A 23,441-nucleotide genomic window follows, 5' to 3' on the forward strand; every position below is an offset into this window, starting at 1 on the left:
CGCCGCCGGATGGGTGGGTGGATGTTCACCCGGAGATTACGCCGCCTTCAAATTTCCACCAATTCCGAGACACGACCCTGGACCAGCTTGGGCAGCGCCTCGTGGGGTTCGGCTTTGGCGCGATTCAAGTCCTCTGAGACGGATGGGTCGCGGTAGATGTGATAGAGCTTCGAGCGCAGCGTCTTCGCATCCGGAACCGCATCGTCGCGGACCACGACCCGCGGTGTCTTCACCAGCCCGGCCTCGATCGCGTCGTTCAGCCCGAAATCCGAGACGATCCAGTCGAACAGCGCCGTGTCGGTGCTCTTCTTCCCTGTCGGGGCGAAGGGCGTGGCCGAGAGGTCGAAACAGCGCTGGATGCGCCGGGTCTTGTGGATGCGGTCCAGACCCTCGATCCAGCGGGTCGCTTCGTCTAGGTCGATGCCTTGTTCCGCGGCCGCCTTCTTGCTGATCTTCACCTCGGGCGGCTTGCGGTAGGCGTGGTGCGCTTCGTCGTTGATGACGATGATGTCCTTGTGCGCCGCCAGCTTGCCCAGCACCCGCCGCGTGAAGGCCTCGTCGGACTCGCGCCCCTTCTTCACCACCGAGCGGTCCGCTTCCTTCAGCGGCATCAGCGAGTGCCAATTCTCGATCAGAACCTCGGCCTGGTTCAGCTTCTGCCGCAGAGCCTCGGACGGACACAGGTTGAACTCGTCGTAGTAGCTGCCCTCGCTGGGCAGCAGCACCTGCAGCCGCTCCTTCACGGTCAGGCCGGGCGCCACGATGAACACGGCGCGACTGAAGTCTTTGTTCCGCTTCGGATAGGTCAGCGCGTTCAGCACCTGCCAGGTAATGATCATCGCCATCACCGTGGTTTTGCCCGCGCCCGTGGCCATCTTGTTGCAGAGCCGCTCCCACGCACCTCCGTCGCCGGGGATCGCGATCCCCTGCTTGTAGGCCTCGGCGCCCTCGACCCACCAGATCAGCGTCTCGATCGCCTCGAGCTGGCAGAAGTAGAACGGGTACTGGCGCGCATCGCGGTCGTACCAGTGCTCCAGCAGCTTGCGGGTGACGATGGTGACGCCCGGCCAGCCATCCTCGCGCCACTGATCCACGCGCGCCCGGATCGTGTTCACCAGGTCCAGCACCTCGGTGCGCTTAGTGTTGTTGCGCGCGTCGAAGACCTCGTAGCTTGCCGGCCGCCGCTCGGGCTTGATCTCCAGCTTGCCGCCCTTGCCCTCGACCCAATGCTGCGCGGGGGACTCGAATGGCGTGTTGATGATGAGGGACATGGGTCTATCCCTCGAGCGGCATGATCTTGAGTGACTCGATCCCGCGGTCATCCACGATCTTGACCGCGATCCGCCGGTTCTCGCCCGCCTCGAAGGGCAGCGAGACGGTGCCGTGGAACTGTTCGAGCAGGTCCTCGTCCAGCTCCGCCCGCACGGTCTTGCGAAGGCGGTTCCAGCCGCCCTTCGCGTCCGCCATGGGGAAGAACACCTGGTGCGGCATCAGCGAGCGGTTGTCGTAGTCCACGTCCAGCGACCACATCGCGATCTGCTTTTTGCCGCCGGACACGAGGTCGCCGGCCTTCGGATCGAAATAGTCGAAGCCGTTCACCTCGACCTCCCACAGTCCATCCTTGCGCTTGCGCAGCTCCACGTCCGGCTGGCCCATCAGCCAGAAGGACTGGTTCGAGGCGCGCTTCTTCTTCAGATCCTCGGTCAGCAGGTCGGTGTTCATTTGCGCCTTCAGCAGCGTGACGCCGGGCCAGTTGACCTCGTCGATGTCCTTGGCGGCTTCGGGGTCGAAAGTGAAGGCGCAGAACAGGATGAACTTGGGCGACGGGCGCAGGGTCTCGGCCTCGGTCAGCGCCAGTTCCACCTGCCTCTGCTCCAGCGCCGCGTGCTCGGGGCCGAAGCTGACGACGACGCGCTCGCCCGTCTCGGCCAGCGATCCGCTGGCGTGGAGGTAGCGCAGCCCCGGCAGCGTCTCGAACTCGGCGAAGCGGAGCATGGCGCCGCCCTTGCCGCGCACGCCGGTCTTGAGCAGTTCGTCGCGCCACAGCGACTGGCGCGAGGTCTCGCCTGAGCGGGCGACGGTCTCGTCGGCCTCTTGAGGCGGCATGCTTTCGTCCAGCGACAGGACGGTCGGCGCGGGCACCGCCTCGACCGAAAAGGGCCCGCAGATGCGCAGCTTTGATCGGTCGATGCGGGGCTTGTCGTAAAGCGTCTCCTGCTCGGCATGGTCGCTGATGCTTTGATCCATGCGGCGCTGCATCGCCTGACGAGCGGCGTGGAAGGCGTCGAAAGGCGCGCGGGCGACCTCGGGCCAATCGTCGGGTCGGTCGAAGGGCACCTCCCATTCGTGCAGAGTATCGCCCTTGGCGAAGTCCACCGGCTTGCCCTTGCGCACGCCTTGAGCGGGCTTGAGGGGCTTCGGCGGGGCGGCGGCAAGTGCGGCGTTGAGGTCGGCCAGCGCCGCCGCGATCTTCGGGTGGCCCTCGTCGTAGATCGTGTCGATGTCGGAGTTGTTGGCGATACTCTTCAGCGTGATGTGCGGCACCGTCTCGTAGTCGAAGCCGCCCTTCAGCCCCTCATGCGGATAGCGCAGGGCGTAATAGTCGAAACTGGCGGTCATCAGCCGCTGCTTGGCCAGCGTGATTGCCACGCGCGAGGTGTCGCAGGTGATCCAGCGCCGCCCCCATTTCTCGGCGACGAAGGCGGTGGTGCCGGAGCCGCAGGTCGGATCGAGCACGAGGTCGCCGGGATCGGTGGTCATCAGGAGGCAGCGTTGGACTATGCGTTCGCTTGTTTGGACGACATATAGTTTGTCCATCGCGCTTCCGGACTGCATGTCATCCCAGAAGTCGGTTGTCGGCAGGACTGGAAAATCGTCAAAGTATCGCGCGTAGCGGAGATTCTTTCCGCTAATGGCTATCCTCTCACACTTTTCGAGTTTTGAAATACCCTCTTGCGTAGTCGTCCAACCGCGACCTGAGGCGGGAAAGAACTTTTGGCCTCGAAATTCGATTGGAAATCCCATTGCAGAGCCAACGCTTGTATCACGGCCCTGTCGTTGACTGGTCAGGGTGATTAGTTGCAGCAAACGGCCGTTTTCATTGTTCAATCCTTTGCGTAGCTGGGCTTCCGTCGCCGGAGAGGTCTTTCCGATCTTGTCGCGGAAGAGCCTGTAACCCCCTCCTTTGCCTTCGGCGTCTCTCTCAACGTACAGGGGCCTGTACTTCACAAGTCCTTTGTCTTTGGCGAACCAGAGAACGAAGTCGGTAACACCGGACAACAGAGCGCCGGTCGATCCGCCCGACTTCTTGACCTGAATCTGAGCGATGAAGTTGCTGTTGCCGAACACCTCATCGAGAATTTCTCGAACCAAGTGGATGTTTTCATCGCCGATCTGCACGAAAACCGACCCGCTTTCACTCAGCAGTTCTCGAGCCAGCAACAACCGGTCGCGCAGATAGGTGAGGTAGGAGTGGATGCCGAGTTCCCAGGTGTCCCGGAATGCCTTGATCATTTCGGGTTCCTGGGTGAGGTCGGCGTCCGAGCGGTCCTTCACGTCGCGCTTGTTGGTGAAGGGCTGGAAGTTCGAGCCGTATTTGATGCCGTAGGGCGGGTCGATGTAGATCATCTGCACCTTGCCGCCCATGCTCTCCTTGGTCAGGAGCGAGTTCATCACCAGCAGGCTGTCGCCCGCCACCAGCCGGTTCGACCAGCCCTTTTCGTGGTGGTAGAAGTCCAGCGCCTGGCGAAGCGGCAGGTTTTCGAACGGCGCCGCGAACAGGTCCGGCTGCCGCCACTGCGTTGCGGATTCCTTGCCTTTCAGCCGCCTGGCCGCATTGGCGAGGATCGTCGCCGGGTCCACCCGTTCGTGGACATGGAGCGAGACGGTATCGACCTCGACGCTCGTCCGCTCCGCCTTGCCCGTCCAGTTCAGATAGGGTGCCTGTAGCCGCTTCAGCTCCTGCAGCGCGTCCTTCATCCGCTCGGGATCGTCACTGGCCAGTGCATCGTCGATGAGCCGTTCGATCCCCGCCCGCGCGCTGTCGAAGTTCAGCACCGGGTCGAGATGCGGGTCATAGGCCCAGATCGTCTTCTCGCCGTCCGGATCGGTGCCTGCATGGACCATCCCGACCTCGGGGTTGTTCACCCGGGTCTCGCCGTGGCGGTAGCTGAGCACCTGCGTAGGGCCGTTGGGCTTGCGCGCCGCCTTCTTGCCGCGAGAGGTGGCACGCTGCCGCGGCGCCGGCTCGTCGGTCGGCGTCAGTTCGAACCCGTCGTCGTCGGTATCCTCGTCCCAGGGTTCCTCGCCGTCATCCTCATCCTCGTCGGCATCGACCACCCGCATGATCGACCCGCCCCGCCCACGGCCACGGGTCAGAAGCCCGTCATCGACCAGCGCATCGCGCGCGGCGGCGTAGTCGTCATCGGTCAGGTCCGGCACACGCTCACGCAGCAGCGCCATCATCGCGCCGTTGCCGATGGAGGAGCCATCTTCGGGCATGAGGGAAAGGATCAGGTCGGTCAGACTGTCGGACATGCGGGAAGGGCACTCACGAAAAGGGCTTGTTTTCCAGAAGACTATCGCGCGAGTCTTTGTTTTGCACGCCCGATTCCGAACTTCGGCGCGGCACGCCACCATTTCAGATCGAGAAACCATGCTGTACGACCGCATCATCAAACAGGGCACCATCAACGAGCCGGACGGCAAGCCGGATCCGCAGTTCGCGCTGCCGTCGACGGTCAACTGGATGCGTGCACTGCGAATCCTTGCGGAGGACGAAGGGATCGACTTCGGGACGGCGACTGCCTTCTACGGGAAAGAAGGGAAGCGGAAGATGGATATCCGGGTCGAGAACACCGTGCTTGAGCAACTTTTCCTCGGGCTCCATCATCTTTCCGCCCTCGACCAGTTCAGAGGCGGAACGACGGCGGCGGACTACGCGCGCGTCGGTGTGCTGGCCTGGTACTACGGCATCGCCAACGCCGCGAGCGCGATGACCGCCGCGCAATCCGGGTCTTTCCAGGAGGATCATGCGGGAACGGCGCGGCTGTGGGACGAGCAGATCGCAAGTCGCGATCTTGCCATGGCGCCGTTCAGCTGGAGAGTGAGCAGTCTCGTGGAGAAGACCTACAAGGCAGAGGTAGATGCACTGCGCAATGGCAGCACCGGGAAGCTCCAGACGCGCCCGGTAACGAAGGACGACGCGCTGGGTGCCGCTGCCGGGTATCTGTCGGGATCTGCGAAGTGGTACGCGTGGAAGACGGAGGAGGACCTGAAAGGCAATCGCGCCTTCAAGGAGTTGGGCGTCAGCAACTTCCGCTCGAAAGACGCGAGGGCACTGCGGGACGAGTGGTTTAAGCGTAGGTCTATGGGTTTTGTTCACCAGGCAGCCCGCTACCGCGGCAAGGCGAACTATCGCGAGGCGCTTTTTCTCGCATACGGCTCCGGCACCGAGACGATCCTTTCCGGGTACGTGGAAGACTTGCACGCTGTGCTCAAGGCGTTTCTCACAATGGCAGGCGCCTTCGCGCGTCGAAAGCTGGGCAAGGACTTGTGGTCTGAGTTCGTCGCAGATGTCGAGGCCAAGAAAGCCTTCACGACCCGAGCCGGCGAAATCTGGACGTGAACGCTGCAGTGATGATGTCTGACGTCACCGCTCGCTCGTTCCGCGTTGCAGCAATTGCATCTGCTGTTCCTTCCAGTCGAGCGGGAAGGGATCCATCAGGTTCGCGAGCGTAACACTCTCAGGCTGGCGGCCGTCCATGATGGCATCCACGATTTCCGGGGCCAGCAGCGACAGGCGCATCAACCGCGCCATGTATGTGAAGGCGATGCCCTCTCGCTCAGCCAGTTCGGAAATCGACGCGAACTCGCCAGACTCCAGCATCCTCTTCCAGCGGAAGGCACGGGCCAGCGCCTTGACGAGCGTATTGTCGGTCCGCCTCGGCTGCGCGGCGCCCTCCGGCAATTGCACCTCCTTCCGACCTCCACGTTTCACGAGGCGGAACGGGACGTGGAGCGTGACCGTCTCGGGGATCGGAGCCCAGCGGGTCATGCAGCTTCTCCGATTCCACCGGCCAGCATCTCACGGGCTAGACCGCCGAGTCCGTCGACGCGTAGGCGCACGTTGAGCCCGCCCACGCCGATGTCGACCCGCTCCACCAACAGCGCCACGATGCGGGCATGTTCGGCAGGAAACAGCTCGTCCCACAGCGGGTCGAGTTGTTGCAGGGCCGCGCGGGCGTCAGATTCGGTGATGTCGTCGGCGTGGGCGCGCGCCGCCTTCCATGTCCCCGCAACGATCTCGGGCTGGCGGAACACGGCGCGCAGCTGGTCGATGACGGCGGCCTCGACCTCGCCGGCTGGTACGCGGCCGACAGGGCATGATCCGGCCCCATGCTTCAACACCGTCTGGCTGACGTAGTAGCGGTAGAGCTTGTCGCCCTTGCGGGTGTGCGTCGGCGAAAACGCTGCGCCATCGGGGCCGAACAGCAGTCCCTTCAGCAGCGCGGGCGTATCAGCGCGTGTGCGGGCCGCGCGCTTGCGCGGGCTCTCCTGCAGGATGGTGTGGACACGGTCCCATGTCTCGCGGTCGATGATCGCGTCGTGCTCGCCGGGGTAGCTGTCGCCCTTGTGGACCGCCTCGCCGATATAGGCGCGGTTGTTCAGCATCCGGTAGAGGTACTTCTTGTCGATCCGGTTGCCCCGCGGCGTGCAGATGCCGCGCTTGCCGACCTCGCGCGCCAGTTCCGTCCCCGAGCCGGTCTCGAGGAATCGGGCGAAGATCCAGCGGACGTGGTCGCCGGCTTCTTCGTCGATGACGAGCTTGCGGTTTTCGACCCGATAGCCGTAGGGCGGCACCCCGCCCATCCACATGCCCTTTTTGCGGCTGGCAGCGACCTTGTCGCGGATGCGCTCGGCCGTCACCTCCCGCTCGAACTGCGCGAACGAGAGCAGGATGTTCAGCGTCAGCCGACCCATTGAGGTGGTCGTGTTGAATGACTGCGTGACAGAGACGAAGGTCACGCCGTTGCGGTCGAACACCTCGACCAGCTTGGCGAAGTCGGCGAGCGAGCGGCTGAGGCGGTCGATCTTGTAGACCACGACCACGTCGACCAGCCCGTCCTCGATGTCTTCCAGCAGGCGCTTCAGTCCGGCGCGTTCCAGCGTGCCGCCGGAGATGCCGCCGTCGTCATACTGATCGCGGACCAGCACCCAGCCCTCAGAGCGTTGGCTGGCGATGAATGCTTCGCAGGCCTCCCGTTGCGCGTGGAGCGAGTTGAATTCCTGCTCCAGCCCTTCCTCGGAGGATTTGCGCGTGTAGATCGCGCAACGCTGTTTGCGGATCATTCCTGATTTTGCCGGCGCCTTCGTCATTTCCGCGCACTCCGGTTCTTCATGCCGAAGAACACCCAGCCGTTCCAGCGCGTGCCGGTGATGGCACGGGCGATGGCAGACAGCGACTTGTAGGGCCGTCCCCGCCATTCGAAGCCGTCGGCGGTGACGGTGACGATGTACTCGACACCTTGCCATTCGCGGATCAGCCGCGTGCCGGCGATGGGCATCGTGTCGGCACGCATCCGGCTCTTCTTCCGGTCGCCGCCGTCGAGCTCTTCGCCCAGCCGTTCAAGCCGCCGGATCGTCTCGGGCTTCAGGCCACCATAGGCCAGCTCCTGGATCCGATAGGCCAGCCGGCTCTCGAGGTAGCGTCGGTTGAACGGCGGCGGCTCGCTGTCGAACAGGTCGCGCCACTGCGCCTTCAGTTCCAGCGTCGTGGCGGTCTTCAGCGCAGCCAGGCGGGCGGGAATGGGATCGTGGGTCGTCATGCGGTTCTCCGGTCAGTTGGAGTTGCATGACGGCATCGGTCGGCCGGAGAGTGTAGGCGAGTTTCTCCAGTCTCGTCAGAAGGTTCACCGCGCTCCCGCAGCCGCAATCGGACCAGCCCGAGCGCCAGCAGTCTACACAGTTCGGCGCGTCGCTCGGCGGGGGTCATCTGGTCGGGCGGCAGCGGGTTCGAGCCCAGCCGCGGATATGTCGGCGCGTTTCTCATGGGAGAAACGCTACCCGCACGCACCCCGAAAACAATTACTTTCAGATGCTTAGGGGAGTGCTGCGTAACTCTGCGGTGTTCTTGGGATGCTCTATCCTACCCGATGGACGACGAACAGCTCCTCGAAGAATGACTTCACAAGCTCGTCGACAGATTCCTGCATCGATCCCTTCGGGTGAGAGAATTCCGAGCCCCCGAATCGAAACACCTCGTAGCCGCGGAGGCGAAGGTTTCGATCAGCCGCAACCATTTCGGCGTACAGACCGGGATCGGCGCGCTCACCTTTCGCATAGTGGTGCTTGCCGTCAATCTCGAGGACGATCCTCTGTCGGCCAGGCAAGAGCATCAGAAAGTCCATGCGCTGCCGGAACAGAACGCGTTTGTCCGCGAGACGCCTCGCGATCTCTGGATCGTAGTGCAGGTAAACCTGCGGGATGAGCGCCGGCAGCTGGTCTCCAAGTCGCTCAGCGAAATTGCGGAAGTACGCCTTGAAGAATTCCTGCTCAGGACCGTCGTCAAGCGAAGCAAGTAGACGCCGCCCGAGGCTGGTGCGTGCCTCAGCGAGGTCGGCGAGCCCCTTTTGCTCCATCCACCAACGGACCAGGTCGAGCCATGACAACCCATTGCCGATGGGGCGCTCGTAAATGAGGCAGCTGTCGGCATGCTCGAGCACGACGACTTCGTTGTCGATCGCATCCGAGAACCCGAGCCTCGGCTTTGGTCCGTTGGAAGCGAAGATCAGGTTCTTCGGCCGCCCGTCGACGCCGCGGCGAACGGGGCGTACCGAGAATGTTGCGCGGCCCGAGACCTCTCCTGTCTGAGCAACCTCGTAACCATCGAGCTGCAGGATGCGGGTCAAGTCCGCTGCCAGCGCAGCCTGGTCGTCGGCATCACGAAACCGGGGATCCAGAACGGTCTCGATCAGCTGCGCGAACCTCCTCGAAGGACATGTTATGGCCCCGATGAATTCGAAGACCTCCTTCGCGTTCCACAACGAGGCCGCGCCAGTCGCGTGTTGTCTGAGCTCTTCGATCTTGGTGGGGCCGTCGAAGAAGTCCGCAGGCGAACTCAGATCGAATAGCTCCTCGATCACGTCCGGACGAATGCCTTGTCCATGGATCCCGGCACCAAGGCGATCGGCCACCCGGTCGCGAGTGATCGCGGAGATCTCCGTTTGGTCCTTGTCCTGCAGGAGGTACACCCGGTCCTGTAGGCCAATATCGCGCCGTTCTCGTGCAAACTCGAGGACCAGAGCCAGCGCCTTTGTTGGCGGAAGGCTTGCAAGGGTATTCTGTGCAACCGTCTTCTTGCTGGTCCCTTCTGCAAGTGGGATGTCGCGTCTGGAGAAGAATGCCTCGATATCGACGGCCCTCATGGCATCCCGAAAGCAGCAGCCCGCCAGCTCGAACAGATCATCCAACTCTCCGTCACCTGCCACAGCTATAACTCCCGCGCGAACCAACGGATGCGGCCGACGATGTGGATCTCGTCGGCCGTTCTTTCGTATTCGGGGTAGTGCTTGTTGTCGGAGATGACGCGCACTGCGGGCGGGTCGCTGTTCGGGATGTGCTCGAGCCGCTTGGCGACCAGCCCCATCCCGTCGTCCAGAACGAAGATCCCGGGCGGGTTGGGCGCGCGGCGGGTCATGTCGACCAGCACCGCGTCGCCGCTGAGCAGTGTCGGGGCCATGCTGTCACCCTCCACATGCATGATGCGCAGCTGCGACGGGCTGGCCTTGAGGCTGTTCCGGATCCAGGAGCGCCGGAAGTGGTAGACGCGACCGGGCGTGTCGCCGTCCTCGGTCACGACCGCTCCGCCGCCCATTGCCGGGCGCGGGTTGGCGTGGGCGATGGCCACGAAGGCGTCGTCAGGATTGTCCAAGAAGGGGGGCTTCCCCTCCACCTCGCCAATGCCGTGGATCAGCCAGTCGCGATCGACCTTCAGCACGCGGGCGACCTCTGCCAGCCGGTCTATGCCGGGGCGGGCTGAACGGCCACGGAGGATGTCGTAGACGAAGGAACGGTTCACGCCGGCCATCTCGGCGACGTGGGCAGGACTGATGCCGAGCTGATTGGCCCGGGCTCTGAGGCGGTCGGAAAGCGTGTGGTGCTCGGTCATGTCATCCCCACCCATCTGTGGATGAAATAGGATAAAATCGGATTGATCGAAGCCCGTCAAGCGAATAAGAACATAAGGTAAACATCTTACACGGGAATCGGCGCGGAGGGCAGTGAATGCACATCGATAAATCGTACTTCACGCTCCCCGAGATCCTCGAGCGGTGGCAAATCACGGAAGCGGACCTGATCTACCTTGCCGAGAACGACAAGCTGCGTCTGTCGGTGCGCGTGTTCGGCGTGCCCATGGAGTTCGGTGACATCGAGGAGGACGAGCGAGGCGAGCCGTACAAGGTGCCGTGGGAGCAAAGCTACCACAGCGGCCTGCTCGATCTCCACGCCCGCGATGTGTTCCAACTTTTCCGGTGTGGCGAGGTCCATCTCGAGAGCTTCCGGACGCCGAAGGCCGACTACGCGACGACCTGGGGCGATGCGAAGCCCGTCCTCGTCATGATCGGCGACCTCCTTCTAAGGCGAGATGAACGCGACCGTTTCGAGATCGAGACCGGGTTCTCGCCGGGCGGACAGCCGATGGAGGAGGCGACCTTCATCCACTCGGTCGATTACTTTGAAGTCCGCTGCAACGGATGCCGGTTCAAGCTGGGCCCGATCCAGGCGGAAGTCGTGCGCGCGCTGCACGAGGCGGCGCAGGCCGGGGCGCCCTGGCAGAACGGCAAGGCGATCCTGTCGCGCGCGGGCTCGAAAAGCCTGCGCATGGCCGACGTCTTCAAGTCGCAGAAGGACTGGCGGCATCTGATCCGCTCCGACCGGCGTGGCGGCTACCGTCTGAATCTCGACTGACCTATCCCCTGCCGCTCGGCCTCTGTGGGACCGGGAGGGGGATGAGTGAGGGATGGTGGGGGATGACGGCGCCCCGCCAGCGGCCAAACACCAGTCCTGAAAGGGCTGACTGATCCCCCTCCGCATCCCCCGCCGATCCTGACGACATCCCACTGCGGAATTTCGCATGTTCTCCTCGACAACGAGAGGAGACACCGATGCTGCAGAGGCATTGCCTGAACCAGAAGGAGCTGGCCCGGCGCTGGGGGATCTCCCACCGGACGCTGGAACGCTGGCGATACAGCGGCCAGGGACCGGCCTTCCTCAAGCTCGGTGGGCGCGTGCTCTACCGGCTCGCCGACGTCGAAGCCTTCGAGCAGAGCCAGCTTCAGCGTGCGCTGAAGATCAGCGACGCCGTCGCGCGCGCCGGCCACGCGCCCCGCCGTCTGACCGCGGACCCCGCGCGGGCCGCACGGGTATGCTGATGGTCGCCGCGATCCCTTTCGGCGCCCGCGTGGCAATGCCGAAGCTCACCGACGTCGAGCTCTACGCCTGGATCGCGCAGGCCGAAGCTGGCGCCAGGATCGAGTACCACTGCGGCTTTCTCGGGATCGATGTCACGCCGGTGATTTCGACCTTACCCGAGCCCGAACGCCGTCAGCTTGCCGATCTCGGTCAGGCCGCGTTGGGCGCCTTCGAGAAGGGCCTCGTCCACCTCATGCAGGAGCGCGTGGGCCCCGACCGCTTTGCCTACATCGCCGTCGCCCGGCCCAGACCGAAGGCCGCCGCTACCTCGCTCTCGGCGCTGCTCCTCGAAGAGCGGGCCGCGTGATGGCCCTGCCATTCCCTTCTAACGGAGACCCCACCATGCCGCACCCCGACAACGCCCCTCAATTCGACGACCTCGAAGGTCTCGCCATAGGCGACATCGCGGCGTTGCCGCCCGAGATGCTGCTGGACCTGCAGACGACGGCGCTCGCCGAGACCGCCCGCGTGAAGCGGCTGCGGGACCGGCTCGAGGCCGGCATCGCACAGCGCTACGCGGCCGCCGTCGCGGCCGAGCGGGCCGCGCAGGGCAAGACCAGCGGCACCGTGCGGGTCGAGGACGACGGCGTCGTGATCGTCGCGGACCTGCCCAAGAAAGTCTCCTGGGATCAGGACCGGCTCGCCGCGATGGCGGAGCGGATCCGCGCCGCGGGCGACGACCCGACCGAGTATCTCGAGATCGCCTACCGCGTGCCTGAGCGGCGCTTCGGCGCCTGGCCCGCGGCGATGCGAGAGGGCTTCGCGAACGCGCGCAGCGAGACCACCGGCAAACCCGTCTTCCGGCTCGAGGCTCGAGACCGGTGACGCGCGGCGGCGGGACGCCCGGTCGGCAACGCCGGGCAGGTTCCCCTTCGGCACCCGGTCACCCCCGCCGCCGCGCCCCCTGAACGCAAACCCCGGAGAACCCCATGGCCTTCCGCATCATCACCGCCGACGAACGGCTCTCGGCCGCCGAGAACAAGACCTCGCTCGCCATCTTCGGCCCGCCCGGCGTCGGCAAGACGACGCTCCTGAAGACGCTGCCCGCCGAGGACACCGTCTGTCTCGACCTCGAGGCCGGCATGAAATCGGTGCAGGACTGGCGCGGGGACTCGATCCCGGTGCGCAGCTTCACCGATTTCCGCGACCTCGCCGTGCTGATCGGCGGGCACGACCCGGCGCAGCATCCGAAGTCCTGGTATGGCGCCGAGTATCACGCCTGGCTGCAGCAGCAGTATCTCGGCACCGGCATCGAGGACTTCCTCGCGCGAAAGCGGATCGTCTTCGTCGACTCGATCACCGATCTGACGCGGCAGGCGATGGCCTATGCCCGCCAGCAGCCGGAGGCCTTCTCCGAGCGGACCGGCAAACCGGATGTCCGCGGCGCCTACGGGCTGCTCGGCCGCGAGGTGATCCAGGCGCTGAAGCACCTGCAACATGCCCGCGGCAAGACGGTGATCTTCGTCGGCGTGCTCGAGAAGGTGACCGACGAGTTCGGTGCGACGACCTGGCAGCCGCAGATGGAGGGCACGAAGGCCGGGCGCGAGTTGCCGGGCATCGTCGACCAGGTGGTCTCGATGCAGCTCTTCGGCCGTGACGCCAAGGGCGACTGGACCCTCGACGAGACCTCCGCCGAGCGCCGCCTCGTCTGCCGCTCCGGCAACCCCTGGGGCCTTCCCGCCAAGGACCGCTCCGGCCGCCTCGATACGACCGAGCCGCCCGATCTCGGCGCGCTGATCGCGAAGATCGACGGCCGCGCGCCCGCCCATTCCGCCAGCCCTTCCTGATCCAGACGCAAAGGACAGATCCATGAGCTACGATCTCAACGACGCCCAGCCGCAGATGGCCCCCATCGGCGAGCTGATCCCCGACGGCACCTTCGCCAAGGTCCGCCTGACCGTGCGCCCCGGCGGCGTCGACGGCGCCACGCAGATGGACGCTAAGCTCCTGAAAGCCTCGCAGTCGAGCGACGCGAAGATGCTGGACTGCGAGTTCACCATCCTCGAGGGCCCGCATGCCCGGCGGAAGTTCTGGCAGAGTTTCACGGTGGCGGGCGGCAAGGTCGACGAGAAGGGCCAGTCGATCGGCTGGAAGATCTCGAAGTCCACCTTTCGGGCGATGGTCGACAGCGCTCTCGGGCTCGATCCCATGGATGAGAGCCCCGACGCCAAGGCCAAGCGCGTGCTGCCCGGGCTCAAGCATCTCGACGGCATCGTCTTCGCCGCGCGGATCATGGTGGAGCCCGCCTCGAACCCGCAATACCGCGACCAGAACCGGATCGCGAACGTCGTTCTGCCCGACGAGCCGCAGCACGCACCGATCATGCGCGGCGAAGCCGTTCCCCCGGAGCCCGTCAACGCCCCGCCGCGCAAGGCCGCGAGCGCGCCAGCGCCGGGCTGGCAGGCGCCCACGCCGGCATGGGGGGCGCAACCGCAAGCCCCGGCGGCGGCGGCTCCGGCATGGGGCGCGCAGCCGCCCACGCCGCAGCAGCCCCCGCAGCAACCGCCCGCCCAGCAGCCGCCGGCGACCCCGCCTGCCGCGCCGAGCGGAGCGCCGGCGACCGGTATGCCCGCCTGGCTCAATGGCTGAGGCGCGGTCGGCAGTTTCGCGGCGGAGGCCAAACCGGCCTTCGCCGCAGCCCGAGGCCCGGTGCGATCCTGCCGGGCCGACGACCCCGGATGAATGGCAGGCGCATGTGACGCGCGAGGCCGCGCTGGAGATCGGACGATGGCTCGAGGCCCGAGGAAGACTGCACGCCCCCATCGCAAGCCTCGGCCTCGGCGACCTCGAAGCCATGGCCAGCAACGCGATCTCGCGCTGGATCGTGCTGCAGTCCGAAAAGCTCCAGAAGGCGGGTTGGCCGCCCGACGACCCGATCGCGACCTTCTTGCTCGGGTAGCGATCTGCGCCGTCTGCGCCCGCGAGGCGCGCGGCTTCGGCTACTGCCACGGCCTCCGCTGGGATCGCCACCCTTACCACCGCTTCTGCTCGCGCCGCTGTCAGGACGTGGGCAGCGCCATCGCCCAAAGGAATAACGGCATGATCGACAAGACCGCGCGCGAGGCCCGTGCGATCCGCGACGCGCGGACGCTCTTCGCCGAAGCGCTCACCGACCTCGGGCTTATGGAGCCCTTCTTCCACCGCAGCGCCGAGGACATCGACCGCCTGATCGAGGCGGCGGTCACCGGCTACATCGACAGCATGCAGGAGCAGGCCGCGCGCAAGGAGCGCACCGGCACGGTCCTCGACGACCCGATCCCATTTTAGGAGCGCGGCGATGATCGACCTGAACGACGACACCCCGTCCTGCAGCTGGAAGCACCTGCTCGAAGCTGCCACCGAGAACGCCGTCACCGATTTCGAGATCGAGTTCTGCGACAGCCTCCGCGAGAAGCTCGCGCGGTTCGGCGACAGCACCCGGCTGACGGACGCGCAGTTCCACAAGCTGACCTGCATCGCGCAGGCCGGCGGGTTCTGGGAGCGCGAGCGATGATCGACCTGAACCATGGCTCGGGCTGCCTCTACGGCGCCGACGCGCCGCGCCCGCCCATTGCGGAAGCCGTGTCCACGGCCATCGACACGGCGCTGTCCGCGCGCAACCGCGCAGAGCGTCCGCGCACCTATGTCAGCTCCTCGGGTCTCGGCCGCGACTGCCTGCGCCAGATCCAGTACGACTTCCTCGCGGTGCCCAAGGACGAAGGCCAGGAGTTCGCACCACGCACGCTGCGCATCTTCGAGGCGGGCCACCGGGCCGAGGACATCGTCGCGGGCTGGTTCCGGATCGCCGGGTTCGACCTGCGCACCGAGCGTCCGGACGGCCGCCAGTTCGGCTTTGAAGCCCTCGGCGGGCGCTTCAAGGGCCATATCGACGGCTGCTTCGTCTCAGGCCCGGTCGCGATGGACTATCCCGCGCTCTGGGAGAACAAGGCGCTCGGCGCGGCCAGCTGGAAGGATGTGGTCAAGCGCGGCGTCAGCCTCGCGCGCCCCGTCTACGCCGCCCAGATCGCGCTCTATCAGGCTTACATGGAGCTGCCGGCCCCGGCGCTCTTCACCGCGCTGAACCGCGACACGATGGAGCTGCACGCCGAGCTCGTGCCCTTCGACGCGCATCTCGCGCAGGAAATGTCGGACCGCGCCGTTGCCGTGGTGCGAGCCTCCGAGGCGGGAGAATGGCTGCCGCGCGCGGCGGCCGAGGCCACCGCAGTCCTCTGCCGCGGCGGCATGGCGGCCGGCAAGTGGCATGCCCCCTGCGCCTGGGCGAAACGGTGCTGGGGAGAGCGGCGATGATCCCCGACGCCTATGAGCTCAAGCGGATCGTGCGCGCGCATCGCGAGCGGTTCTGGTGCTCCGACCTTCTCGGAGCGGCGGAGTTCGCGCCGATCTATTTCTTCGACGATCAGGCCGCCTTCGATGGCGACAGCGTCGACCGCGCGATGACCCGGGTTTTTACCGGCCCGCTTCGGCTGCCGCACCCGTCCGTGATCTTCGAGGTGCGCGAGCAGCGCGCGTCTCCCTCGGGCCTGATCGTCTGCGCCCGCGCCGACGGCGACATCGTCGAGGCCACGTTCCTCATGCGCAAGCGGGCGCCGCGCGGCTGGACGGATTGCCTGGTGCGGGTCTGGATGCATCCGGACGGCAAGGCGGAGATCGAGGGCAACCCGGCCGAGCTGAGCGACGAGACGGTCCGCGGTCACGGCGAAGTCGCCGCCGGCATCGTCTGGCGCGCGCTGACCATCCTCGGCGCGTCCCCGGACATCCGCGACCGCAAGGTGTCGCTTGCGAAACGGTCCCGCCTGTCCCGTGAGGGCGTACGCGGTTGGGTCTGGCGTCAGGTCGCCATCGATCCGGCTCGCCTTCAGGCAGCGACACCGCCGCAGGGCGGCAGTCACGCCAGCCCGCGCTGGCATATCCGACGCGGTCACTGGCGGCAGCTCGCCGACGGGCGCCGGGTCTTCGTCCGCCAGTGCGAGGTGGGCGATCCAACCCGCGGTGGGATCGTCAAGGATTACGCAGTGGAGATGCCCCAGCCATGACCGAGTTCACCCCATCCGCCACCCAGGCCGCCGCGATCCGCGAGATCAAGGAGTGGTTCGAGACCCGAACCGAGCAGCAGCAGGTATTCCGCCTCTTCGGCTATGCCGGGTCGGGCAAGAGCACCGTCCTGAAGTTCGCGCTCGACGAGCTCGGCCTCTCGCCCCACCGCAGCGCGCGGGACGGCCGATGCGTGCCCGGCGTGGTCACCGCCACCTTCACCGGCAAGGCCGCGCTGGTGCTGACCCGCAAGGGCACGCCCGCGCGCACCATTCACAGCCTGATCTACTCGGTGATCGAGTCGACCGAGGAGGAGATCGAGGAGGCCGCCCGAAAGATCGCGCTGGCCGAACGCGACGCCCTCCGTCTCACCGGGTTCGCGCGCACCACGGCCGATGCCGCGATCGAGGCGATGCGCCAGGGGCTCTCGGCGATGAAGCACCCGCGCTTCGCCCTGAACCCGCAGAGCGACGCGGCCGACGCCCGGCTGATCGTGCTCGACGAGGTGTCGATGGTCGGCGAGGAAATGGCGCGCGACCTGATGAGCTTCGGCAAGCCGATCCTCGTCCTCGGAGATCCGGGCCAGTTGCCGCCGATCCGGGGCGAAGGCGCCTTCACTCGCGACGAGCCGGACGTGATGCTGACCGAGATCCACCGCCAGGCGGCCGAGAGCGCGATCATCCGCCTCGCCACCATGGCGCGCGAAGGCCGGCCCATCGGCTTCGGCGTCTACGACGATCATGTCGCGAAGCTCCGCAAGGGCGACATCACGCCGGAACAGGCGCTGCGCGGCGGCCAGCTGATCTGCGGGCTGAACGCCACGCGGCTGCAGATCAACAACGCCATGCGCGCGGCCGCCGGTCTCGGCGGGACCTGGCTACCCACGGGGCCGGCCGAGAAGATCATCTGTCTCAAGAACCAGAACGATCTGGGGCTGATCAACGGCATGTTCGTGACGCTCGAGGACATCGTCGACGAGGGCAGCCTCTACTTCTCCGCAGTCGTCCACGACGAGGACGGGCGCCACATCGGCGAGCTCTATGAGGACGGGCGTCCGGGCCGGCTGCGCATCTACAAGGGGCATTTCGAGGACCACGTCGCCTATGATGACAAGCGCCATGACCGCGACTACAAGGAGAAGCGCCTGCTGACCGAGGCGACCTTCGGCTGGGCGATCACCGCGCACAAGGCGCAGGGGTCGCAGTGGGAGAACGTGATCGTCTGGGACGACGGGCTGGGTCGCACGGAGACCGACCGGCGCCGCTGGCTCTACACCGCGATCACCCGGGCCGAGCGCGGGCTCGTCCTCCTGGCCTGAGGGGCGCGATGATCGACCTCAATGACATCGCGGTCCCGAAGACCCGGCACGATCTGGCTGCGGTGAAGGAGCGGCTCGCCTGCACGGCCGCCGACTGGTTGCCGGGGCTGTTCCCCGAGGCCCGGCTGGCGCGCGACCTTCGTTCCTTGCGATGCGCGGACCTCTCAGGGCGCTCGCCGCGCAAGGAGGGCTCCTGCACCATCCATCTCGACGGGCCCTATGCCGGCTGGGGCTTCGACTACGCCACCGGCGAGCGGGCCGGTCCCATCGACCTGATCGCGCAGGCGACAGGGCTCTGCGACGGCGCGCTCTTCGACGAGGCGGCGCGGTTGGCGGGGATAGACCATCCCGCGCCGCGGTCAGCGCCGTCGTCGACCATGCGCGCACGCCCGGACCATTCGGCCGAGATCGCGCGTCTTGTCGGCGGGGCGGTACCGCTCGCGGGCACGCCAGGCGAAACCTACCTGCGCGGTCGCGGGCTGTCGGATCCCGGCTCGCCCGACCTGCTGTTCCACCCCGATCTTCCGGACTTCGACAGTTGCCGCGGCTGGCCCGGCCTGATCGCGATCCTGCGGCTGCCGGACGGGGAGCGCGCGCCAGGTATCCATCGCACGTTCCTGCTCGACGACGGCAGCGCCAAGGCGCCCCCGGGCAAGAAGATGCTCGGCAGCGTGAAGGATGCCGTGGTCCGGCTCTTCCCGATGTCCGAGGACGGCCACATCGGCATCGCCGAGGGTATCGAGACGGCGCTCGCTGCCCACGCGCTCTTCGGCACACCGGTTTGGGCAGCGCTGTCGGCCGACGGTCTGGCGCGGTTCCAATGGCCCGAGGGCACCCGGCGCGCCACCATCTACGCAGATGCCGGGGACGCCGGCCGCCAGGCGGGAGCGACGCTCTCGGACCGTCTGAACCGCGCCGACATCCCGAACGAGATCGTCGCGCCGCTCCACGGCGACGACTTCAACGACGATCTGCAGCGTGGCGCCCGCGCCGAGGATTACACGCGCGACGCGGACACTACATTGGAGCCGCAGGCCGCGGATCCGGTCGACCCAGAGACGGCTACGCCCATCGTCGCAACCTCCGACGATCCCGCGACCCTGATCGCCGCGGCCGAGGCCCTGACCAATCCGCCCGAGTTCGAAGCCCTGTCCACACTGCTCGGGCGCATCGCGCTGGCAAAGCTCGACCCGCTGCCCGAGCGGCAGGTCATCGCACGGATCAAGTCCGCGACCGGTATTGGCATGTCGGTCCTGACCCAGCAGCTGGCCGAGCTCCGCCGCCGCGTGAACGCCACCGGCGACCCGCACGCGCCGATCCCGAAGCCCGCCTGGTTCAGGCGCCTGCGGCTCGACCTCGCCGGCGCGCCCGAGCGCAACGAGGCCAACGTCATCGTCGCCCTGACCTCCGATCCGGGCTTCGCCGGGGTTCTCGCCTTCGACGAGTTCGGGCAGGAGATCGTGGTGCGCCAGCCGCTGCCGTGGGACGCCGGAATCGCCTCCCTCCCGCGCCCCTGGGAGGACGCCGACGACATCCGCACCGCCGAATGGCTGCAGCTGCGCGGCATCAACGTGGCGCCGGTGGTCGTGAGCCGCGCCGTCGGCGCCGTCGCTCGCGAGCTGCGCATTCATCCTGTCCGCGACTGGCTCGACACCCTGAAATGGGATGGCACGCCCCGGATCGAGACCTGGACAAGCGCCTATCTCGGCGCCGAGCGGACGGCGTTCCATCACACCATCGGCGCGCTCTGGCTGATCTCGGCCGTCGCCCGCATCTATCGCCCCGGCGTGAAGGCCGACCACATGCTGATCCTCGAGGGGCCGCAGGGTGCGCGCAAGTCCACGGCGATCAAGGTGCTGGCCGGCGAGGAATGGTTCACCGACGAGCTGCCGGAACTCGGCTCGAAGGACGCGGCGCTGCACATGCAGGGCGTCTGGATCGTCGAGATCGCCGAGCTCGACGCCATCGGCCGCGCCGAGGTCTCGCGCATCAAGGCGTTCCTGACCCGCACCACCGACCGCTTCCGCCCGCCGTATGGCCGCTACACCGTCGAGGTACCGCGCCAGTGCGTCTTCGCCGGCACCGTGAACCCCGACACCTATCTGCGCGACGAGACCGGCAACCGCCGGTTCTGGCCGCTCCGCTGCGGAACCATCGACATCGCGGCGCTCGCCCGCGACCGGGACCAGCTATGGGCCGAGGCCGTCCACCGCTTCCGCGCCGGCGCGATCTGGTGGATCGACGACCCGGCGCTGCTAGCCGAAGCCCGCGAGGAACAGGACCGCCGCTACCAGTCCGACGCCTGGGACGACCTGATCGAACACTGGCTCACGCACGAGATCCGCACCGTCTCGGACGGCTTCCCCGACTACGGCAGCTCCCGCACCGAGAGCGTGCCGCGCCCCGAGCCGCTGAGGGACGTATCGGTCGGCGAGATCCTCGAGGAGGCCATCGGGCTTGAACCCGCCCGCTGGACCCGCGGCGACCAGATGCGCGTCTCGGCCTACCTTAAGGCGAACGGCTGGGAGCGGTACCGGCGGCGCGACGAGGGCGGGCGCGAGGCGCCGCGGGAGTGGCGGTATCGGCGATGATACATCGCCCAAGATTGTCTTTCTCCAGCTGTTCGGATCAAATGTTGCGGCTGCCAATTTTCGTGCGAGCAATGCCGCTCGTCAGCCATGCGCCTATCGTTTCAGAACAAGCTTTCTGCAGGCGAGGTGTTGCTCGCACCATCTCGTTGCGAATGCTTCGGACACTTCGAACCAGCTCCCATCGTTGCCGGCACCGTGGTTCGCCCCCATACATGAACACTGGCATTCATGACCCGTGGCGTTCAGGCAGGCTGGAGCGCACTTCTCCTGCTCGCGGTACGGCTGAATGATGTACAGTTCACCATATCGCCGCAGCGCTCGCTCAACAAACCCATTGAACCACGCTTTCGGCAGTTCCCAGCATTTATGTTCATCCGACCAATTCGGTTTGCTTCGTCGGCCGTCCTGAAGCCACCGACGATTGTCCTCGCTATAAGGAAGTCGAGCTCGCAGGAGCTGACCCTTTCCTCCTCGTCTCAGCACCACAGGGCTCGTCTTCTGATTCCAGAGTGCCCTGAGGCGTTGATCTGTCTCAAGCTTTCCCATGGTCCTCAAGTCATCCACGCAAAGCCGACATTCAGGCCCGCGGTCGAATGCCTAGAGCCTGTCGGACTTCCTCATAGACGCGGATCGCTTCACCCGCTTCGACGGTGACGGCCAGCCCATAGCGGATCGACTGATCAAGAGCGCCGCCTTGCTCGCGGCAGAATACACGAAGTGCCAAGGTGTTGCCGTCAACGAACGCCACCGCTCGTTCGCCTGAATAGCGAACGTGAAACAAAGATCCACGGGGCACTGCCTTGTCGGACGGCTGGCCCGGCACCCTCTTGACGCCGAAACGTGTCTCGGGGTTTTCGGGGGCGATCTCGAGTTTGGCTCTTCGGTACGCTTGATGGCGGATATTGACCGGGGAGAACCACGCCAAAGAAACCGTAAGCGCTCGTGGCTCACGCACGCGCTCAAGGCTTGGCGGGAGTGGGATGCGGTACAAGGCTGCCTGCTCACCCGCGGGGATCTCGCCGTAGCCGACCATCGTCGCGCGATTTGTTGCACATTCCATGGCCTCCTGCACCGCAGGGCGGCCATAGCCGAGAAGGCGCGCGATGCCGTCCCGCCGAACGACATGCGTGCCTTGCCCTTGTGGTTGCCAGGTCTGATCGAGCAGGTCCCCAATACCTCCCCAACCAGCCCTGTGAACGAGCAGCGCTTTGACAATCACGCCGTAGAAGGACGGATCGACATCTTCCAAGAGATTGCCGTTGTCCGGATCAGAGAGGGCATCGAAGATCCTGTGTGCGGCCCTTGTCGCGAGGGCTGTCGCTGCACTGGTCCCCGAACTGTAGCCTTCGCGCGCAAGATCGCCTCCGGCGTCCGGGCTCGCACAACGCAAGCCGTACAGCCGACCTGGTGGAACAGGTCGCAGACTCACGCCGTTGCCACCATTCGATACGACGCGTGCGAGCTCGCGCCCTCCGGGCATGAATAGGTCCGGCTTGACCACCTTTCGATGCCCCAGGCCAAGCGCCGACGTAATGTTTGGGCCAGGCTCAGTCGCGAATGGGGAGAAGACCGCAGCGCCATTCGCAGGAGGAGCGCCGTCCTCATGCCACGCGCCAACGGTGATGGCATTGAGCGCCTCCGCGGGAGACAAGAGAGTTCTTGTCGCCTGTTGCTCCGCGAGCGCTCGAAGAATGGCCGCTTCTCGAGCCTCGGCCGACGCGTTCTCGAATTCGATCAGTCCCGCGAAGTCCCGAACGGTGAGTGGCTCCGTCACATTTCCAGCGCTCACCATGAACAGAATGCCGAACCTCTCCGATAGGTAGTCGAGAAGCCTGCCCCATGGGCTCATGGGGCCAGAGAATGGGCGATTCCGATCACCGAGTGACAGATTGACGATGAAGACGCTGGGCGCAGTTGCTGCGCCCTCTGCGTCGCCTTCCTTCATTCGAAGTACGGCTCGGTACACCAGGTCGAGGAGGAGACGGTCACGCAGAGGGCGTTCATTGCCTCCGCCGCCAGGCGCGTACAGGACAGGCCGAAAGTAGATCGGCCGTGGCAGCGGTTCCTCGTTAAGATGGCGATCACCATGCAGGATCAGAGATGCCATCTCTGTTCCATGCTTGCGCTCCGCCACGATGCTCAGAGCGTCAAAATCGTCCGGGTCGTCCAGCAACAGCCGCCGTGCCAAGAGAGCATGGTTCTGAACGGGCATCGCATCAAGGATTGCCGCAATCGGAGGAAGCTGTGGATCGGGATTGGTCGGCGGCGCGGGAAGTGCCTCATCCAGTGCGTCGACCGCAACGGGAAACTCGACCGTCGATTGCGGTCGGACCATCATCACGTCGTCGCAGATCGCGAGGTTGACCTCCTCTCTGTCGATCAAGCGGCGGACTTCGGTAGCGGGTAAATCAACGAGGCGACCGATGTATCCGATAGCTCCGATCTCTGACTGATCGACGATTATCCCTTCGGCCTCGGCAACCGCCCGCTCAAAACTCGCCTTCGCGGCTCTTCGCTTGGCGTCGGTTGCCGCGTACCACAGCTCTATCTCGACCCGGACAACAGCGTCGTCACCCTGTGCGGCTAGCTCTTCCTCAAGGTACTGTATTGTCTCGCTAGGTATGCGGTCTTCGGGACCCCAAGCACGCAGAGCATGTAGGTGTTCGAAAACTTCGAACCATGGCGCGAAACCACGTGGTGCGGCTTGCCCGTTTTCGAAGAGCCGCCAGAGCGAGAGCAAGTGCCGCAGCGCCTGCACATCAGGCATTGCCAGGTAGAGACGGCCTGCGATTGGCTTATCGTCTCGGATTCCTGGGGCGCGGCCTTGGCGTGTCTCGCGCACCCCAAAGTCGTCATCCGGATCAAGAATAAGTTCTTCGTCGGCTAGAAATTCAAGCCCATCGATCCGGGCGACGGCAGCGCCGAAATCACCGATCGAACCTGCTACCTCAACCCGGCTTATTCGTCCAATTCGGCCGGAAAAGTTGCGTGCGCCTGAAAGCGCTGTAGTTTCAAGCTGCTAGACCAGA

21 protein-coding genes and 1 pseudogene are annotated in these 23,441 nt (G+C 65.7%); 14 read left to right on the plus strand and 8 right to left on the minus strand.

Annotation, left to right across the window (positions count from 1 at the left end; genetic code table 11):
• Positions 1–77 precede the first annotated feature (77 nt).
• Positions 78–1,271 (minus strand): annotated as a pseudogene (locus GH815_RS17190) (DEAD/DEAH box helicase); the annotation flags it as partial.
• Positions 1,272–1,275: 4 nt separating this feature from the next.
• Positions 1,276–4,536: a site-specific DNA-methyltransferase gene (locus GH815_RS17195; RefSeq protein ID WP_153749974.1), complete on the minus strand. Its 3,261-nt coding sequence runs from the start codon at positions 4,534–4,536 to the stop codon at positions 1,276–1,278.
• A 118-nt stretch (positions 4,537–4,654) separates the two neighbouring features.
• On the opposite strand from GH815_RS17195, the gene GH815_RS17200 reads away from it, so the two are divergent.
• Positions 4,655–5,626 (plus strand): hypothetical protein, encoded by a 972-nt coding sequence (locus GH815_RS17200; RefSeq protein ID WP_153749975.1) that lies wholly within the window; start codon positions 4,655–4,657, stop codon positions 5,624–5,626.
• 24 nt (positions 5,627–5,650) lie between these two features.
• Here GH815_RS17200 and GH815_RS17205 read toward each other — a convergent pair whose 3' ends face one another.
• The 5 genes from GH815_RS17205 to GH815_RS17230 form a co-directional block, all read right to left on the minus strand.
• Entirely contained in the window at positions 5,651–6,055 is a 405-nt protein-coding gene (locus tag GH815_RS17205; protein ID WP_153749976.1) for a hypothetical protein, read from the minus strand.
• Entirely contained in the window at positions 6,052–7,377 is a 1,326-nt protein-coding gene (locus GH815_RS17210; protein ID WP_153749977.1) for a recombinase family protein, read from the minus strand. Before GH815_RS17210 ends, GH815_RS17205 begins: the two co-directional genes overlap by 4 nt.
• Positions 7,374–7,826, minus strand: a complete 453-nt coding sequence (locus GH815_RS17215) for a DUF2924 domain-containing protein (RefSeq protein ID WP_153749978.1) — start codon at positions 7,824–7,826, stop codon at positions 7,374–7,376. Before GH815_RS17215 ends, GH815_RS17210 begins: the two co-directional genes overlap by 4 nt.
• Before the next feature lie 315 nt (positions 7,827–8,141).
• Positions 8,142–9,470, minus strand: coding sequence for an AbiJ-related protein (locus GH815_RS17225; protein ID WP_153749980.1), 1,329 nt, complete (start codon positions 9,468–9,470; stop codon positions 8,142–8,144).
• Positions 9,471–9,490: 20 nt separating this feature from the next.
• Positions 9,491–10,168, minus strand: a complete 678-nt coding sequence (locus tag GH815_RS17230) for a LexA family transcriptional regulator (RefSeq protein WP_153749981.1) — start codon at positions 10,166–10,168, stop codon at positions 9,491–9,493.
• 116 nt (positions 10,169–10,284) lie between these two features.
• On the opposite strand from GH815_RS17230, the gene GH815_RS17235 reads away from it, so the two are divergent.
• The 13 genes from GH815_RS17235 (at position 10,285) to GH815_RS17295 (ending at position 20,412) form a co-directional block, all read left to right on the plus strand.
• The gene (locus GH815_RS17235) at positions 10,285–10,968 is read left to right on the plus strand and encodes a hypothetical protein (protein ID WP_153749982.1); all 684 of its coding nucleotides are present in this window, start codon (positions 10,285–10,287) and stop codon (positions 10,966–10,968) included.
• 197 nt (positions 10,969–11,165) lie between these two features.
• A complete protein-coding gene (locus GH815_RS17240; protein ID WP_153749983.1) occupies positions 11,166–11,432 on the plus strand; it encodes a helix-turn-helix transcriptional regulator in 267 nt (88 codons plus the stop codon).
• Positions 11,426–11,779 carry a hypothetical protein gene (locus tag GH815_RS17245; RefSeq protein WP_153749984.1) on the plus strand — a complete coding sequence of 118 codons (354 nt, stop codon included), beginning with the start codon at positions 11,426–11,428 and terminating at the stop codon, positions 11,777–11,779. Before GH815_RS17240 ends, GH815_RS17245 begins: the two co-directional genes overlap by 7 nt.
• Before the next feature lie 35 nt (positions 11,780–11,814).
• Positions 11,815–12,297 carry a hypothetical protein gene (locus GH815_RS17250; protein WP_153749985.1) on the plus strand — a complete coding sequence of 161 codons (483 nt, stop codon included), beginning with the start codon at positions 11,815–11,817 and terminating at the stop codon, positions 12,295–12,297.
• A 104-nt stretch (positions 12,298–12,401) separates the two neighbouring features.
• Complete coding sequence (locus GH815_RS17255) at positions 12,402–13,259, plus strand: ATP-binding protein (protein ID WP_153749986.1); 858 nt, start codon at positions 12,402–12,404, stop codon at positions 13,257–13,259.
• 22 nt (positions 13,260–13,281) lie between these two features.
• Positions 13,282–14,061: a hypothetical protein gene (locus GH815_RS17260; protein WP_153749987.1), complete on the plus strand. Its 780-nt coding sequence runs from the start codon at positions 13,282–13,284 to the stop codon at positions 14,059–14,061.
• A gap of 106 nt (positions 14,062–14,167) precedes the next feature.
• Positions 14,168–14,371: a hypothetical protein gene (locus GH815_RS17265; RefSeq protein WP_343030942.1), complete on the plus strand. Its 204-nt coding sequence runs from the start codon at positions 14,168–14,170 to the stop codon at positions 14,369–14,371.
• Between the two features lie 140 nt (positions 14,372–14,511).
• Complete coding sequence (locus tag GH815_RS19065) at positions 14,512–14,739, plus strand: DUF6511 domain-containing protein (protein WP_036731919.1); 228 nt, start codon at positions 14,512–14,514, stop codon at positions 14,737–14,739.
• Positions 14,740–14,749: 10 nt separating this feature from the next.
• On the plus strand, positions 14,750–14,965 hold the full coding sequence (locus GH815_RS17275) for a hypothetical protein (protein WP_036731917.1): 216 nt from the start codon (positions 14,750–14,752) through the stop codon (positions 14,963–14,965).
• Positions 14,962–15,759, plus strand: coding sequence for a hypothetical protein (locus tag GH815_RS19305; protein WP_153749988.1), 798 nt, complete (start codon positions 14,962–14,964; stop codon positions 15,757–15,759). Before GH815_RS17275 ends, GH815_RS19305 begins: the two co-directional genes overlap by 4 nt.
• A complete protein-coding gene (locus tag GH815_RS17285; RefSeq protein ID WP_153749989.1) occupies positions 15,756–16,505 on the plus strand; it encodes a hypothetical protein in 750 nt (249 codons plus the stop codon). The genes GH815_RS19305 and GH815_RS17285 overlap by 4 nt, the downstream gene beginning before the upstream one ends.
• Positions 16,502–17,821 carry an ATP-dependent DNA helicase gene (locus GH815_RS17290; RefSeq protein ID WP_153749990.1) on the plus strand — a complete coding sequence of 440 codons (1,320 nt, stop codon included), beginning with the start codon at positions 16,502–16,504 and terminating at the stop codon, positions 17,819–17,821. Before GH815_RS17285 ends, GH815_RS17290 begins: the two co-directional genes overlap by 4 nt.
• Before the next feature lie 8 nt (positions 17,822–17,829).
• Positions 17,830–20,412, plus strand: coding sequence for a VapE domain-containing protein (locus GH815_RS17295; protein WP_153749991.1), 2,583 nt, complete (start codon positions 17,830–17,832; stop codon positions 20,410–20,412).
• Positions 20,413–20,989: 577 nt separating this feature from the next.
• Here the strand turns inward: GH815_RS17295 and GH815_RS17300 are convergent.
• Positions 20,990–23,179: a S8 family serine peptidase gene (locus GH815_RS17300; protein ID WP_153749992.1), complete on the minus strand. Its 2,190-nt coding sequence runs from the start codon at positions 23,177–23,179 to the stop codon at positions 20,990–20,992.
• Positions 23,180–23,441 lie beyond the last annotated feature (262 nt).

It is taken from the genome of Rhodovulum strictum (assembly GCF_009649175.1).
GTDB lineage: Bacteria > Pseudomonadota > Alphaproteobacteria > Rhodobacterales > Rhodobacteraceae > Rhodovulum > Rhodovulum strictum.